The following is a 13,454-nucleotide window of genomic DNA, read 5'->3' as shown; positions in this document are numbered from 1 at the left end:
GTAGAAGGGGGTCGGCGGGGTCTTGGTCATTCGGGGCCTCCTGGGCAGCTAGCTCGAGGGGTGGACAGCGCCACCTGAGGGCTTGAAGTCTATCCTTGCCTGTGGTGGTTTGCTCGTCCTTGCTCGCGTCTGAGGAGCTGCCGTGCTTCTGCATCAGTCGTGGGACACATCAGTCATCGATGATGAACAGGCGCAGACTGCGCGGCGCCAGCTCGATCATCGGCCCAGTGCGGTCCGCAGCGGTCTCGTCGCCGGTTGTCGGGGTGATCTCGTTGAGCTGATACAGACCGCAGCCGAGGACCTCGGCAAGCTGGTCGCGCCCATACTCCTGGATGCTCTCCGGATCCGGATTGATCAGCACTGCGCTGCGCTGTGCCTGCCGTTGCGAACAGCGCAATAGACCGACCACCGGCTCCTCGACTTCGGTGAAGCGGTGCTGTGGACCTTCTTCACTCAGTACCGAAAACTCGGCCTTGAGCGCGTTGACGCGGCCGATGAAATCGCGGATATCGAAGCTCGCTTCCTCCCAGTGCTCGGGGCGGGTCTCGACCACGTGCAGCCGCCGCCGGAAGCCGAGCTCATAACCGATGGGCATCATCACGCCGGTCGAAAAGGCCGTCGAAAACAGGTACCAGAAGCGCGACTCCTGGCTATCGCCACCGGACTCTTCGGCCAGCCGGGCGGTATCGTGACTCTCCGGAAAGGCGATCGATGGGGCCAGGTCCCGGAAGCGGTGATACTGGTCGAGTAGCCAGTCGGCGCGAAAATCCCACCACTTGGCGCTGTTGAACAGATAGTCGAAGCCAGCAGGACGCAACTGCTCGATATCAGCCGGCGGCGCGCCAAGGGTCTCGGCGAAGAACCGGGTCTCGGGTGCCGACTCCCGGGCGCGGCCGATCAGCGTCTGCCAGACCTTACCGGGAAGCTGATAGGCGGCATCACAGCGAAAGCCGCGGAAGCCCAGCGCGGTGTAATGGCGGATGACCTCGGAGAAGTAGTCGATCATCGCCTCGCGCTCGGGGCGCCTGCTGTAGTCGAGCTGCGCGAGATCCTCCCAGACCGTCACGATCTCAGGGTCGTCCAGATCGGTCGCGGAAGGGGAGTGGACCGAGCCATCGTCGTCGTGGACGTACCACTCCGGGTGCGCTTGGACCAGGTCGGAATCGATCGCGGTATGGTTGACGACCAGGTCCATCATCACCGCGAGTCCGGCTTGGCTCGCCGCGTCGGTGAATGCCCGCAGCCGCTCGTCGTCGGTGCGGTCGCCGTCACCGTCGTCGCCACCGCTGCCGCGGAGGGCCGGATGCAGCCGGTAGTAGTCCTTGACGGCGTAGAGGCTGCCCGACTCGCCGGGCAGGTGAAACGGGTTCACGAACACCCAATCGAATCCCATCCGCGCGATCTCGGGCAGCTGCTCCGTCCAGCGCTCGACCGGGCCGAGTAGCGTCGGGAACAGGTTGTAGATCCGTGGCCCCGGGGTGAAAGAAGAGGTTTGCTTCGATGGCATCTCGGCGCGTCCTAGGCGTATTCAGATAAGCGTTTTCAGATAAGCGTCTTCAGATGGGCGTGTCCAGGATGGCTTGGCGCGCTCGCAACCTGTGCTGCGACGCTGTCCCAGGCGCTGCAAAGGCCCTCAGAGTGCGGTGGTCCGAAGCAGCCCGACCGGGAAGCGGCGCAGCACCGCGCTGGCGCGCAGCATCTGCCGCCCCGCCCGCTGCTCGGTCTCGAGCGGTTGCTGCGCGCTGCCGTCGGCGCCGCTCAGCGCGTCCTCGAGTCGCGCGGCCGGGATCGCGATCCAGGTCTCGTCCCAGCCCGGGTCTTGCAGCGGGTCGATCGCGGCCGGGGCTGCGCGGGTGCCGACCTCGTCGGCCGCCAACTCGGCGCCTGCCCCAGAATCCGACCCAGAATGCGACCCAGTGCGCGACCCGGTGCGCGACCCGGCGCGCGAATCAGCGCCCGCTTCGGCGGCCTCACCCTCCGGATTGCGATCGATTCCGTCGCCGCTGTCACCGGCCAGCTCGGTCAGGCCCGCCAGCAGGCGCGGGACCACGACGACGACGGACTGGCCCTGATGACTGCGGCTGAAGACGCAGAGGCGTTCCGCGAGCGGTCCCTCGACGGCGAGCGGCGAGTACTCGCCGTCAGTGAAGAGATCCGGCATCTGTTTGCGCAGCTGCAGGGTTCGGCGGATCAGATACAGCTTGGCGCGACCGTCGCTGAGATGCTCGTACAGCATCTCCGGGGCCTGCTTCTGCTCGGTCGGCGCATCCGCCGGCCGACCTTGCGCCTCGGCGGACTGCTCTGCACGCTCGAGCGCCTGCAGCCACTGACGGCGCCGCTCGAACTCCACCGGCCGGCGGTTGTCCGGATCGACCAGGCTGAAATCCCACAGCTCGCAGCCTTGGTAGATATCCGGCAGTCCTGGGCAGGTCAGCCGAAGGAGGGTCTGCGACAGGCTGTTGAGCAGCCCGAGCTGGGCGACGCGCTGTTGGAATGGGATAAAATCCTCGAAGAAGACGCTGCTGCGCTCGCGATCGAGCACGGCATCGATGAAGGCTGCAAGGGCCGCCTCGTAATCGGCGTCGGCGTTGGTCCAAGCCGTATGGACCTTGGCCTCCTTGACCGCCTTGCCCATGTAGCCCTGGACCCGCGTCTTGAGGCGCTGCCAGTCGTCGTCGTCCGGTGTCTCGAGCGGCCAGACGCCGAGCAGGCTCTGATAGAACAGGTATTCGGTATTGGCGTCGGGCCAGGTCCTGCCTTCGGCCGGGGCTTCGTCGCCATCGGCACCGCTGCGGCGAAGACGCCGGTTCAGCCGCGCCCAGCGCTCGACGTGCTCGCGCCAGGCCTGCGGTATCTCGGAGAGCAGATGCAAGCGCGCTCGAACGTCCTCGGAGCGCTTGCTGTCATGGGTCGACCCGGCCAGCATCGCATGCGGCCAGTGCGCCTGGCGCCTTATGTTGGCCCGATGGAAACTGTCGACCGAGAGGCCGAAGCGCTCGGGATTGCCGCCGACCTCGTTCAGCGAGCTGAGCCGATGCCAGCGGTAGAACGCGGTGTCCTCGACGCCCTTGGCAGTGACCGGGCTGGTGTACTGCTGGAACTTCATCGCCAGGCGCAGCACGCGTTCGCGGTATGGCTCCGGCTTGCCGGCGGCGATCTCGGTCAGCAGCAGGTCGCGGACGTACTCGAACACCGAGCGGTCCGGCATGCGGCTGCGCCGCCGGGCCTCTGCAACCGCCTTGAGCACCTGGTTGCGATCGGCCGTCGAGACCCCCTGCTCGGTGACGTAGGTGCGATAGACCGGGAAGCAGGCGACGACCTCCATCAGCGCACTGCGCAGCGAATCGAGCGTGTAGTCACGGGTGTGCGGGTCCAGTTCGGCGATCCGTGCTGCCTCGCTCGCGAGCACGTGCAGCTCGCTGGACAGCAGGTTCTTCATCACCAGCCGCTTGGCCGCATAGACCTCGTCCTCATAGCGCCCTCCCGAGACAGGATCATGGCCGACGAAGTCTTGGTAGCCACGATCGAGCGCCGCCTCACCATCGGCGTCGATGAACAGGGCGTCACTCAGGGTGGCGAAGTCGTACCCGGTGGTCCCGTGCACGGGCCAGTCATCGCGCAACCGCTCGTCGCCGACCAGGATCTTCTCGGCAGCCAGGTACAGCGGCCGATCGGCTTGCATCGGCCTGCGTTGCGGATGCAGGGCCATCGCGGCGCGCTGCTGAAGCCGGCGAAAATAGGCGGCCGGATCGAATAGACCGTCCGGATGGTCGATGCGCAGCCCCTGCAGCCGACCCTCGCTGATCCATTGCAGCACCAGCTCGTGGGTGGCGTCGAACGCCTGTGGGTTCTCCATGCGCAGCGCAGCCAGATCATTGATATCGAAGAAGCGTCGATAGTTGATCTCATCGGCCGCGACGCGCCAATGGGCGAGCCGATAGGCCTGCGCCTCCAACAGCGCATGCAGCCGCTCGGCGTCGGCGGGATAGCCTTCGCCGCCGTTGTATTCCTGTAAGCAGTCTTTGACGTAGCGCTGCAGGTCGGCGTTGGACTGGCAAAGCTCCGCCAGACGCTCCTGATGCAGCGTCTTGTCGCGATAGCGCTCGGTGAGGGAGGCGTTGTCGAGCGCATCGCGCGGCGGCAGGTTAGCGAAGGCGGTGACCAGGCTCTCGAAGCCTGCAAGCGCCGGATCATCGGGTTCGAGCCGCTCACGCAGCGATGCCAGACCGGGCTCGAGGATGCGCGGATACTCGCGGGGATCGATCGGGAAACGATGCTCGTAGTAGTCGACCCGGAAGGCGCCTTCGGCGAACACCAGCTTCAGCTCGCCACGATCGAGCAGGTCGCCATAATGATCGCCGAGCACCGGCACCAGGACCTTGCCGTGCAGTTCTTGCTTCAGGGGCTGCCAGTCGATATCGAAGAACTCGGCATGAGCCGAAGCGGGTCCGTTCTCGAGCACGTCGAGCCACCAGGGGTTCTCGCCGCCCATGATGCCGACGTGATTCGGCACCAGGTCCAGGATCTGACCCATGCCGTGTGCCTCCAGTGTCGCGCACAACCGATCGTAGTCGGCCTGGCTACCGAGTTCCGGATTGAGCTGACCATGGTCGACGACGTCATAGCCATGGGTACTGCCCGGACGGGCCTTCAGATAGGGCGAGAAATAGCAATGGCTGATGCCGAGCGCGGCAAGATAGGGCACCAGCTCGGCCGCTGCGATGAAGCCGAAGTCCGCATGCAGCTGGAGCCGATAGGTCGCTCGGGGGATCACCGCCTGCAGCGGCGCCCCATCACTCGGCTCGCTCCCGGTTTGCTCGGTACTGGCCTGAGGCCTCCCGGTTCCAGCCAAGCCGGATGCGGCGCTAAAAGGGGGTCTGCGCTCCGGTTGCTCAGCAGTAGCGAGCCCGCGCACGGAAACGCCGCGCTCGGCCCGCATTGCTGCAAGCATACCTTGGATCGCTGGGCGCTCCAGCCAATGCTCGAGCTGCAGCGGCTGACGACGGCGCCAGTTCGGATACCGGTCGCCGCTGCCCGGCAGGTTGACCTGCTCGGTCTCGGCGAGCAGGTCGGCGGTCTGGATGAGCAGTAGCCGCGAGCCAGTGCGCGCCAGGTAGGTATAGATCGCCCTGAGGTGCTCGCAGCCGAGGCTCGGCACGTCCACCGGGTCCGCACTCTCCTGCTCGCTCAGCAGCCCCTCGCGCTTGAGCGCCAGGAACAGCGCGGTGCGGTCATGGGTGCGCTGCAGCAGCCGCTCGTCGTAGTCCTGCTCGGTCGGGAACAGATCGAGCTCGCGCCGTTGCTCGATGTCGATGCCCTGCCAGAAGCCGGCCAGGGGTGGCAGATCATGGGTGCCGGCGGTGACCATCGCGTTCGGCTCGAAGCCCTCCGGCTCGAGGAAGCCTCCGTCCTCGGTATGCTCGAAGTAGAGCACCCGGGTCGAGAGGATGCCCCAGTCCGGGATCACCTTGCGGATCAGCTCCGGCACCGTGCCCAGGTCCTCACCGATGATCATGCAGCGGTTGCGGACGCTCTCGAGCGCAAGCACGCCGAGCAGTTCGTCGAGCGGGTAGGCGAGATAGGTGCCGGCCGTCGGCGGTGCCCCCTCCGGGATCAGGAACAACCGCATCAGCCCCATCACGTGATCGATGCGCAGACCGCCGGCGGCGCGCATATTGGCGCGCAGCTCGGCCGCGAACGGCTCGTAGCCGGCCTCGCGCAATGCGCCCGGATGCCAGGCCAGGACGTCCCAATTCTGCCCCTTGGGGCTGAAATCATCCGGCGGCGCACCGACGTGCACACCCTGGAGATAGAGCCCGGGCAGCACCCAGTGATCGGCGCCGTCCGGCGCAGCGCCGACGGCGAGGTCCAGCAGCAGCCCCTGGGCCATGCCGAGCTCATCGCAACGGGCACCGGCGGACTCGACCTGGGTCTGGGCGATCCACTGCAGCCAGGCGAAGAAGTCGACGCGCTCGGCGTGCGCGCGCGCAAAGGCCGCGACCTCGTCCGAGCGCGGGTCATGATAGGCGGTCGGCCACTGGTGCGCGTTCAGTTGGCCCTGCTCGGCGTCCGCGAAATACTCGCTCAGTGCCTGGTAGATCGCGAAGCGCTGCAACGGCTCGCCCTGCTCATCGCAGAAGGCCTGGAAGGCGACGGCATGCGGTCCCTCAGGGTCGGCATGATGCTGCTGAAAGTGTTGGAACAGCAGTGCGAGCGCCTTCAGTTTGGCATCGGTGACCGCGGCATGATCGATCAGCGGCGCGTTGCGCAGCGCACGCAGCTGTGCCTGGAACTCGTCGCTGTCGAGCCATGTCTGCGCGGCCTCGCAGTCGGCCAGCGCGACGACGGCCTCGACATCGATGTGCAGGGGATTGAGGAACCGCCGACTCGACGGGCCATAGGGATCACAACGCTCGGGCTGGGTCAGGAACAGCGCGTGCAGCGGGCTCAGCCCGACGGCGCCGGCGCCGGCGGCTGCGGCGATCTCGACCAATCGAGTCAGATCGGTGAAATCGCCGACACCCCAGTTGTGTGCAGATCGCAAGGCTGGAAGCTGGGTCACGAGGCCCCAGTCGCGCACCGCTTCAGTCTGGTCTTGTTCCTCGGGCCGCCAGCAGCGACGCGGTGCGACGATGAAGCGCATCTGAGCCAGGGTCGTCCTGTCCGGCGCCTCGATCCTGAGCTGGTGATATCCGAGAGCCGCTGGCGGTGGCACCGCGAGGGTGCGGCGCTGCCAGCGGCGCCCGGCGATCTCGCGCTCCTCGTCGACCGGCAGCGTGCCCAGATCAAGCTCGGCTTCGGCGGCCTCGCCCGATTCCTCGATGAGGACGAGGCGCACCGTCGTCAGCGGCGGCTGATCGGGCAGGCTCAGCCTGAGCCTCGGTGCCTCATCGCCCTGGCGGTGCACGATGGCCGGGGCCAGCATGCGCTGCCATTCCTGGTCGATCGCCTGCGCGAGGCTGCGCGCCTCGGTCTCAACATCACCTGCGGCGACCCCGAGCGCCTGCAGCAGCGCCCGCCGGGTTCCGTCCTCGGCCTGATGGACGCGTCCCTCGATATCCTCGTAGGAGGCGGCGATGCCGTAATGAGCGCAGAGGCGCTCGAGCTCCGGGTTTGCGCTCATCGCTCGCTCGCCTCGGATGCCGGGTCCGCTGCCTCAGCCGGCTCGGGCCGGTGCTGAGTCTGGTGTTGGGTCTGGCGGTGGGTCTGGCGGTGGGTCTGGCGCTGGGTCGCGCGGTCGAGATGCCATGCGACCGCCCAGGGCGGTAGACGCCGCTCAGCGAGCGCCTCGGTGAGGCCGGTCGGCTCCAGAAAGAGGGCCTCGTCGGGCCGCGGCAGTGCGAGCGTCTCGCAGCACCGCTCGGCGTCGCTGAGATTCGCCGTCAGGGTCAGCACGGCGCCGTCGCCGAGCCGCCACTGCACCTGGACGGCGCTGGTCGCGAAGGTCTCGAAACGGCTCTGACCCGGTTCGATCCCCGCCAGCCGGGGGATGATCTCGCGGTGGCGCAACCGCAGCAGCTCCTGGTGGAAGTGCCGCCACTCCCGGTGCCGGGCATCACGCTCGAGGGCCTCCCAAGGCAGCCGGCAGCGTTCGAAGGTCAACGGGTCGTTCGGGTCTGGGATGGACTCGCGTGCCTGCGGGTCGGCGAAGCGCTCGAAGCGCTGGAATTCCCGGCGCCGTCCATCGGTAACCGAGTCGGCGAGATCGTCACCGAAGTCGCAGAAGAACAGGAACGGGGTCTCGGTCATGTATTCCTGGCCCATGAACAGCAATGGCGGCGAGGGCGCCAGCAGCATCACCGCGCTCAGCGCACGCAACGCCTCTGGAAAGGCGAGCGTGGCGATGCGCTCGCCGAAGGCGCGATTGCCGACCTGATCATGGTTCTGTAGCAGGTTGATGAAGGCGCTGGGCGGAAGCCCCGCGCTGGGCTCGCCGCGCCGCGCGCCATCGCGGAAAGCTGAGGGCTCGCCCTGATAGGCGAAGCCTTCGGCAAGGCAGCGAGCAAGGAGCCGGGCTGGCTCGGAGGTGTAATCGCTGTAGTAGCCGTCCTGCTCGCCGGTCATCAGCACATGGGCGGCGTGATGGAAGTCATCGTTCCATTGCGCCTGATACCAGTAGGGCATGCCGCTCGGACGCCTGGCCAGGTAGCGCGAGCCATTGCGCTCGTTCTCGAGCACCAGATGCACCTGACGCCGCCTGCCGGGCCCCTCCTGAACCGCCTCGGCGAGCTCGGTGAGGATGTCCGGCTCGGAATCGTCCGCGATCGCGTGCACCGCATCGAGACGCAGGCCGTCGAAGCGGAATTCCTCGAGCCAATAGAGCGCATTCTGGATAAAGAAGTCGCGCACCGAGCGGCTATCGGGTCCGTCGAAGTTGATCGCGGCCCCCCAGGGCGTCTGGTGCCGCTCGTTGAAGAACGGCGGCGCGAAGAGGTGCAGGTAGTTGCCCTCAGGACCGAAGTGGTTGTAAACGACGTCGAGCAGGATCATCAGGCCACGGTCATGAGCAGCCTGCACCAGGGCCTTGAGGTCCTCGGGGCGGCCATAGCTGGCATCGGGCGCGAACGGCAGCACCCCGTCGTAACCCCAGTTGCGCTGACCCGGAAACGCGGCCACTGGCATCAGCTCCAGCGCCGTGATGCCCAGCTCGGCGAGCTGGTCCAGCCGCTTGAGGGCACCGGCGAAGGTGCCCTCGGCCGAGAAGGTGCCGATGTGCAGCTCGTAGCAGACTGCCTCCTCCCAGGGCCGGCCACGCCAGGGCTCGCCGTCGGGCCAGCGGAAGGTATTGGGCTCGATGATCTCGCTGGGACCGTGAACGCCGCTCGGCTGGAAGCGGGAGGCCGGGTCCGGCACGGTCTGTTGACCGTCGACACGCTCACTGGCGATGCGGCCGGCGATGCGGAAGGCGTAACGCATCCCGGGCCGAGCCTGATCGGTCCTCAGCTCGAGCCAGCCATCACCCGCGGGGTCCATCCTGAGGTCTTGTTCTTCATCGCCATCGAAGAGCCGAAGCACGACCTGATCGGCTGCAGGAGCCCAGAGACGGAAGCGCACGCTGCCATCGGTTTGGCATTCGGCGCCAAAGGGCATCCGGAATTTCGAGGTCGACATCGCGGGCTCCATCGGTCGGGTTTCGGGGCAGGGCTCGCAGGCCATGTGCCTCCAGTCGCTCAGCATGTGCTGTGCCAGTCGATCGGTCCATCCCGAGGCCGTTCGCAGCGGCGACCGCCTGGACCTGCGCTCATCTAAAACAGGCCGCGATGGAGCCGGAGGGTTGGGCGGACGGCGGGATCGACACGGGCTGAATCGCGCCGAGACTGGGTGCCGCTCGCGGCCCTGATAGCGGAGCTTGATCGGGTGGGGGAGACCTGTTCCCCGGTGCGCGGAAGACAGAGGCATCGGCCGCCCCGACCGGGAGGGCAGGGTGATTTCGCCCACTCCCTGGTTGCGATGCACCACCTGGGGTGCACGCGCTGAACCCGATGCGCTAAGCAATCTCAGGAGGAGGCCAAACCGCTGCGCGAGACCAGGCTCCAGCGCCGGGGCGGGCCTCGCCGCGTCTGGGCTGCACGCGCGGTAGCGGTGTACCGAGCCCGCAATGCCGGTTTGAGCCCCTGCCTCAGAGCCCCTGCTTCAGAACCCCTGACTCAGAACCCCGGTCGAAACGGCCGCTTGACTTGCGCAAGCTACCAATTGCGCATGCCTTTCGCATGTAGAAGGCGTCATGATGCGAGGGTCTCGGCGTATCGGTGCCGCGAGGCCCTGAGCCGCTGGCGCGGCCGTTGCAGGGTGGGCTTTGGGCGCTCGGACCGAAGCCCCTGCTCATCCTCCGCATGAGCATCCCCAAGAGGCCCGCGCGCTTCCTGCCAGATCGCGCGGCCCGTCGCCGATTGCCGAACCCGCTTAGTATCGTTGCTATGCCTGAGCCTGCCGATCACGATCCCAGCGCCTCCGACCCCCTGTGGTACAAGGACGCGATCATCTATCAGACCCACGTCAAGGCCTTCTTCGACACCGATGGCGACGGCACCGGCGATTTCCGCGGGCTGACCGAGAAGCTCGACTACATCGAGGCGCTTGGGGTCAACGCGATCTGGCTGCTGCCGTTCTATCCGTCGCCGATGCGCGATGACGGCTATGACATCTCCGACTATCGCAATGTCCATCCGGCCTATGGCACGCGTGCCGACTTCCGCCGTTTCATCGATGCGGCGCACCGTCGCGGCATCCGGGTGATCGTTGAGCTGATCATCAACCACACCTCCGATCAGCATCCCTGGTTCCAGGCCGCTCGCCGTGCACCCCGGGGCTCGAGCAAGCGCAATTTCTATGTCTGGAGCGATGACGACAGCCGCTTTTCCGAGACCCGGATCATCTTCACCGACAGCGAGGCCTCGAACTGGACCTGGGACCCGCTCGCCGAGCAGTACTACTGGCACCGGTTCTTCTCGCATCAGCCGGACCTGAACCACAACAACCCGCAGGTGGTGAAGGCGGTGATCCGGGTGATGCGGTTCTGGCTCGACCTTGGCGTCGATGGGCTGCGGCTCGATGCGATCCCGTATCTGTGCGTGCGCGATGGCACCAGCAACGAGAATCTCCCGGAGACCCATGCGGTCATCAAGCAGATGCGCGCAGTGGTCGATGCCCATTACGCGAACCGGATGTTCCTGGCCGAGGCCAACCAATGGCCCGAGGACGTGCGCGACTACTTCGGCGACAGCGATGAGTGCCACGTCTGCTATCACTTCCCGTTGATGCCGCGCATGTACATGGCCTTGGCCCAGGAGGACCGGCATCCGGTCGTCGAGATCATGGAGCAGACCCCCGAGATCCCGGCCGATTGTCAGTGGGCGTTGTTCCTGCGCAATCACGACGAGCTGACCCTGGAGATGGTCAGCGACCGTGAGCGCGACTACATGTACCAGACCTACGCCACCGATCCGCGCATGCGGGTCAACGTCGGCATCCGCCGACGGCTGGCACCCCTGCTCGACAACGACCCGAGTAAGATCCGGCTGATGTACAGCCTGCTGCTGTCGATGCCCGGCTCGCCGATCCTCTATTACGGCGACGAGCTCGGGATGGGCGACAACATCTACCTGGGCGACCGCAATGCGGTGCGCACGCCGATGCAATGGACGCCCGACCGCAACGCCGGCTTCTCGCGCGCCGATCCAGAGCGGCTCTATCTACCGCCAATCATGGACGCCGTCTACGGCTATCAGTCGGTCAATGCCGAGGCGCACTCGCGCTCGGCCTCGTCGCTGCTGAACTGGATGCGCCGGATCATCGAGGTGCGCAAGGCGCATCGGGTGTTCGGCCGCGGCAGCATCGAGTTCCTGCATCCGGGCAACCGCAAGGTGCTGGCCTATGTGCGCGAATCGACCGACGCCGACCCGATCCCGGAGGAGGCGCGGGACAAGCATGAGGTCGTGCTCTGCGTCGCCAATCTGGCGCACGGCGCGCAGCCGGTCGAACTCGATCTGGCCCGCTTTCAGGGGCGGGTCCCGATCGAGCTGCTCGGTCGAACCCCGTTTCCGCCGATCGGCGAGCTGCCGTATCTGCTGACGCTGTCCGGCCATGGCTTCTACTGGTTCCTGCTCTCCGAGGAGGAGCATGCCCCGGCTTGGCATGATGAGCGTGTGCCGGCGCCGCGGCTTGCGACGCTGGTGCTGCCTGAAGGCTGGCGAAGCCTGGAGCCAGAGCGCGCCAAGCGACCTGAGCCGGCCCGGCGCGCCTTGACGCTTCTCCAAGAGCGGGTCCTTCCTGGCTACCTCGGCCCTGGCTTGCAGCTCATCGCCGACGGCCAGCTCATGGCCGACGGCGCCAGGCTGCGCGCGACTCAGCTCAGCGCGATCGAGCCCTGGCGGGATTGGCTCATGACGCTGGTCACGATCGACCTCGCCGACGGCAGCCAGGCGCAGCTCTGGCTCCCCCTATGGCTGGTATGGCAGACCGGCGAGACCGAGCTGACCGCTGCGCCACCGGCGGCGACGACGCTCTCACGGGTGCGACGGCACGCGACGCCGGGTCTGCTCTGCGACGCACTCGCGGACCAGCGTTTCCTGCATGCGATGCTTGAGCTCATCGGCGATCAGACCGAGGTCCCGTTGGGAGAGGGGGCGCTCGTCGGTGAGGCCACGACGGCCTATCAGCGCTTGACCGCCGACTGTGCCGGGGAGCCCGTGCAGACCCCGCGCGAGGATTACGGCCACAGCGCCGCCCTCGGCGATCGACTCTTGCTGCAGCGGCGACCCTTTGACCCGGGGGAGCGCGGGGCCCCCGGTGGCGGGCCAGACGCGGCTATCGAGATCCGACGCTATCTGACCGAGGTCGCCGGCTTCGCCAACACGCCCGCGTTGGCCGGCTCCATCAGCTTCCGCAGTGGGTCGGGCACAGCGTACCCGGTCGCCGTCCTCGAAGAATATGTCCACAACCAAGGCCATCTGCGGCGCTTCACCCTCGAGCTGCTCGCGCGGCTCTGCGCGGCCTGTGGCGTCCACACCGAGGGCTGGTGGCACGACGCCGCGTATCGCGGCTACGAGACCCTGATCAGTACCCTCGGTCGCCGCTTGGCAGAGCTGCATCGCGCGCTCGCGGGCACAGCGCGAAACGGAGACCTGAATGCGGCCTTTGTACCGGAGCCGATCTCCGCGCAGGACCTCAGCGCCTGGGCGGATTGGCTTGCACGGGACATCGAGCGGACGCTGACGCGGCTGCAGCATGCGCGCGATCGGCTACCGGAGGCGCTGCAATCGCTGGCCGAGACCCTGTTGTCACGACCGGGGGCATTGCGGCATTCCACCTCCGCGATCGCCAAGATCGGTTGCGATGGCCTACGCACCCGCGTCCACGGCGATCCCGCGCTGAACCGGGTATTGGTCGCCGAGAACGATATCCTGTTCGTCGGATTCGGCGGAGACTCGCGGGCGACCCCCGAATCGAAGCGGGATAAGCATTGCCCGCTGACCGATGTCGCGCGGGTGGTGCGCTCGTTCCACGAGGTAGCCGATGAGGCGGCGCAAGCCGCCTGTGTGGACCAGGCCTATGTGGACCAAGCCGACGTGGACCCAGCAAGCAAGGCACAACGCCAGCCCGTCGTCGATGCGATCGGCATCTGGCGCTCGCGCATCACGCGCCGCTTCCTCAACGGCTATCGAGAGACCACAGGCTCGCTGCCAACGCACGCATCCGAGCAACAGACCGCTTCCCAGCAGCAGCGCGACCAGGACGCTGCGCTGACCCAGCTCTGGGCGCTCCATGGTGCCGCTGTCCGCCTACGGGAAACGCTCGAAGAGCATCAATCGACGAGTGAGCCGAGTCAGCCAATGGCGAGACAAAGGACGGCGCAGGCGACCGGGGAGGCGATGCGGGTGCTCCTTGGCCTAGCGCACCAGGAGCACTGGTAACCCTGGCCGGTGAATCCGGTCGCCGTTGCGCTGCTCGAAGCG

The 13,454-nt window shown here is 66.9% G+C and carries 4 protein-coding genes; 1 reads left to right on the top strand and 3 read right to left on the bottom strand.

The features are described from left to right. Positions 1-169: 169 nt before the first annotated feature. The 3 genes from CKO40_RS18300 to treZ form a co-directional block, all read right to left on the bottom strand. A complete protein-coding gene (locus tag CKO40_RS18300) occupies positions 170-1,507 on the bottom strand; it encodes an alpha-amylase family glycosyl hydrolase (RefSeq protein WP_200347889.1) in 1,338 nt (445 codons plus the stop codon). A 126-nt stretch (positions 1,508-1,633) separates the two neighbouring features. After that, the gene (treY, locus tag CKO40_RS18295) at positions 1,634-7,123 is read right to left on the bottom strand and encodes a malto-oligosyltrehalose synthase (protein ID WP_200347888.1); all 5,490 of its coding nucleotides are present in this window, start codon (positions 7,121-7,123) and stop codon (positions 1,634-1,636) included. After that, positions 7,120-9,111 (bottom strand): malto-oligosyltrehalose trehalohydrolase, encoded by a 1,992-nt coding sequence (gene treZ, locus CKO40_RS18290; RefSeq protein WP_200347887.1) that lies wholly within the window; start codon positions 9,109-9,111, stop codon positions 7,120-7,122. Before treZ ends, treY begins: the two co-directional genes overlap by 4 nt. Before the next feature lie 806 nt (positions 9,112-9,917). Between treZ and treS the strand changes: the two genes are divergently transcribed. After that, complete coding sequence (treS, locus tag CKO40_RS18285; RefSeq protein WP_200347886.1) at positions 9,918-13,412, top strand: maltose alpha-D-glucosyltransferase; 3,495 nt, start codon at positions 9,918-9,920, stop codon at positions 13,410-13,412. Positions 13,413-13,454 lie beyond the last annotated feature (42 nt).

This window comes from Halochromatium glycolicum (assembly GCF_016584085.1).
Taxonomy (GTDB): Bacteria; Pseudomonadota; Gammaproteobacteria; order Chromatiales; family Chromatiaceae; genus Lamprobacter; species Lamprobacter glycolicus.
This window is presented reverse-complemented; position numbering and strand designations above follow the sequence as displayed.

Excerpts from the sequence above, each read along its gene's own strand:
- CKO40_RS18300 (WP_200347889.1), bottom strand. The coding sequence starts at position 1,507 with ATGCCATCGAAGCAAACCTCTTCTTTCACCCCGGGGCCACGGATCTAC.
- treY (WP_200347888.1), bottom strand. The coding sequence starts at position 7,123 with ATGAGCGCAAACCCGGAGCTCGAGCGCCTCTGCGCTCATTACGGCATC.
- treZ (WP_200347887.1), bottom strand. The coding sequence starts at position 9,111 with ATGTCGACCTCGAAATTCCGGATGCCCTTTGGCGCCGAATGCCAAACC.
- treS (WP_200347886.1), top strand. The coding sequence starts at position 9,918 with ATGCCTGAGCCTGCCGATCACGATCCCAGCGCCTCCGACCCCCTGTGG.